We start from the raw sequence: 2,965 nt of genomic DNA on the forward strand, positions 1-2,965 counted from the left end.
GCCGCGGGGGCCGGCCACGGCCGTGCGGCGGCCGGCCGGCCGGGCACGGAGCGCCCGGCCGCCGTGCCGTCCGCGTTCTCCACGGCGTCCAGCAGCGCGGACGCCTTCAGCACGGTCTCGTCCTCCTCCGCCTGCGGGTCGGAGTCGAACAGCAGCGTGGCGCCCGCCCGTACGGTGGCGACGCCGCCCCGGATCTGGACGGTGCGCAGCGTGAGGGCGGTCTCCAGCCCGCCGTCGAAGCCGATCCGGCCGACCGCGCCGCCGTACCAGCGGCGCGGGCTGCGCTCGTGCTCCTCGACGAACGCGACGGCGGCGCGCTTGGGTGCCCCGGTGACCGTGACCGCCCACATGTGCGTCAGGAAGGCGTCCAGGGCGTCCCGGTCGGGCAGCAGCCGGCCGCGCACGTGGTCGACGGTGTGGATGAGCCGGGAGTACTGCTCGATCTGCCGGCGGGCCAGGACCTCGATGCTGCCGGGGACGCACACGCGGGCCTTGTCGTTGCGGTCCACGTCGGTGCACATCGTCAGCTCGGACTCCTCCTTGACGGAGCCGAGCAGGGTGCGGATCTGCTCGGCGTCCTCCAAGGGGTCCCGGCCGCGGGCGATGGTCCCGCTGATCGGGCAGGACTCGACGGTACGGGCCCGTGCGTCGAACCGTACGAACATCTCCGGCGAGGCCCCGACCAGGTGCTCGCCGTCGGCGAGGTTCATCAGCAGCCCGTACGGTGCCGGGTTGCGCTCGCGCAGCCGGCGGAAGACCCGTGAGGGCGGAGCGTCGGCGCGGCGGTGGAAGCTCTGCCCGGGCACCACCTCGAACAGGTCACCGGCGCGGAACCGCTCCTTGGCGCGGCGCACCAGCTCCGCGTACGCGCCGGGCGGGTGGTCCCGGGGGCCGGCCGGGTCGGTCGCCGGCCCGCAGGGCGCGAGGGGTGTGGCGCGGTCCAGGCCCTCGGTGCCGCGTCCCGCGTAGGAGAACTCGTAGCTGTCGAGGGTGGCGGTGCCGCGCTGCCGGTCGATCCACAGGATGCGGTCCGGCAGGTGCAGCACCAGGGTGCGGTCGTGCGGGTCGCGTTCCTGGTGCAGCGGGACGGGGTCGAAACCCAGGACGAGGTCGTAGCCGAACGCTCCGTACAGTCCCCACAGCCGGTCGTCCGGAGCGGCCAGCGCGGCGGTGAGGGCGCGCAGCACGGTGAACGCGGAGGGCCGGCGGGTGCGCTCCTCCTCGGCCACGGGCCGGGCCGCGCCCTGCCCGGTGAGAGCGGCCGTGATCGTGCCGGCGGCCTCGTCCAGGTGCACGCCGTGCGACGCCAGGGCGGCGGCCAGCGCGGGCAGCAGGACGCGCCCGCGGTCGTTCAGCGCGCGCAGCCGTACGCTCTCGTGGTCGGCGGTGACCTCGACGGGCGGGTCGACGTGGCCGACGTCGTGCGGCCGGTAGCGGCCGGGCTGGTCGACGCGGCCCGACAGCAGCAGTCCCCGCCGGGTGTCCAGGGCGTCTTCCAGGCGGGCCAGTTCGGCCTCGGCCCGCTCCGGGTCCAGCGGCTCGCTCCGGCGGGTCACGTGCAGGCCGACCGGGGTCGTCCACCGGTGTGTGGTTGCCGTCATCGTCATGTCCTTCTGCGTCGGTACGCCGACAGGTGCGGGGCCGGGTGCGAGGCCGGGTGCGGGTGCGGGGCGGGGCGGGTTCAACCCCGGCCGTCCGGACGGGATCGGCGGTGCCGGGCCAGGACGCGGTCCACGAGCAGGCCGGCGGCGCCGGTGTAGTGCTCCGGCGCGCACAGGGCGTGCAGCGACTCCGCGTCGTGCCGTCCGGCGAGTTCGGGTGCCTCGGCCAGGACGTCCGCGAGGTGGCGCCCCTCGGTCGCGGCGCGCGCGGAGGCGGTGGAGACGACGGCCTTGGCCCCGGCCCGGCCGAGGAGGGGCGAGAGGGCGGCGGCGAGCCGTTCGGAGACCACCAGGCCCCGGGTGAGGCCGAGGTTGGCGTGCATCCGGCCGGCGTGCACGCACAGGCCCTCGGCCAGCTCGGCAGCGGTGTGCGCGGCGCCGCCGGCCAGCCTGAGGGCGGCGCGCAGCGGCTCCCACTCGGCGTGCCAGGCACCGGCGGGCCGCTCGTCGTCGGTGACCGCCGCCTGGGCGAGCGTGCCGGACAGCCCCGGCAACCGGTAGGCGGCGGAACGGATCAGGGCGGCCAGGGCGGGGTTGCGCTTGTGCGGCATGGCGGAGGACGCGCCCCGGCCCTCGGCGCCCGGCTCGGACACCTCCGCCGTCTCGGTGCGCGACAGCAGCTGGACGTCGGCGGCGAAGGTGCCGAGGGCCGCTCCGGTCACGGTGAGCGCGGACGCCAGGTCGGCCAGAGGAGTGCGCACGGTGTGCCAGGGCACCACCGGTTCGGCGAGGCCGAGTTCCGCCGCGTACGCGGCGGGCAGCCGCCGGGCGTACCGGTCCAGTCCGTCCCCGGTCAGGCCCGCGACGACGTGCGCGTACTCCAGGTAGCCGGCCATCGTGCCGGCCGCACCGCCGAGTTGCACCGGCAGGCCGTCGGCCCGGACCCGGCGCAGCCGTTCGGCGGCGTCCAGGACGCCCTGGAGCCAGCCGGCCGCTTTGAGGCCGAAGGTGGTGGGCACGGCGTGCTGGCCGAGGGTGCGCGCGGCCATGGGCGTGTCCCGGTGCCGCTCGGCCAGCGCGGCCAACGCGTCCGCCGTGCGGTCCAGGTCGGCGAGGATCAGCTCCGCGGTGCGGGCCGCGACCAGCATCAGGCCGGTGTCCAGGACGTCCTGGCTGGTGGAACCCTGGTGCACGAAGTGCGCGGCGTCGGCGTCCCCGGCCGCCACGGCCTCGGCCAGTGCCCGGACCAGGGGGACCACGGGGTTGGCGGCGGCCCGTGCGGCCAGCGCGAGGGCGCGCGCGTCGAACCGCTCCGCCCGCGCGACGGACGTGATGACGGCGGCCGCCCGCCCGGGCACGGTGCC

2 protein-coding genes are annotated in these 2,965 nt (G+C 76.9%); both read right to left on the minus strand.

Going from position 1 to position 2,965, the window contains the following annotated elements; all coding sequences use genetic code 11:
• Nucleotides 1–1,601 (minus strand): anthranilate synthase component I (locus GT045_RS28765; protein WP_161335971.1); only part of this gene is annotated, 1,601 nt, incomplete at its 3' end.
• A gap of 80 nt (nt 1,602–1,681) precedes the next feature.
• On the minus strand, nt 1,682–2,965 hold a 1,284-nt coding region (locus GT045_RS28770), incomplete at its 5' end, for a lyase family protein (protein ID WP_161335972.1).

This window comes from Streptomyces sp. SID486 (genome assembly GCF_009865385.1).
In the GTDB taxonomy this organism is placed as follows: Bacteria; Actinomycetota; Actinomycetes; order Streptomycetales; family Streptomycetaceae; genus Streptomyces.